This window comes from Desulfocastanea catecholica (genome assembly GCF_054657295.1).
The window spans coordinates 1-223 of the sequence record NZ_BAAHYZ010000200.1; the positions used below are offsets into that span (position 1 = coordinate 1).

The window sequence follows — 223 nt, forward strand, 5'->3', positions numbered from 1 at the left end:
GTGACCCGTCAACGACCATTCAGATTCTCAGCTATGGATTTGCCCGGGCAGACAAAGGTTACATGCCCGAGGCATCCTCTTTCGCTGCTCAGGCCGTGTTGAAGAGCACCGGTCTCAAGGTTGCCGATCTGGCGGCGGTCAAGACACACAATCCATTTACCATCAATGATCTGGCCATGCAGAAGCTTTTGGGTGTTGATGAAAAGATTTTCAATAATTACGG

1 pseudogene is annotated in these 223 nt (G+C 50.2%); it reads left to right on the forward strand.

Annotated features, from left to right (window positions below):
* A pseudogene (locus tag ACYQ8U_RS23510) lies at nucleotides 1-223 on the forward strand (thiolase family protein); the annotation flags it as partial.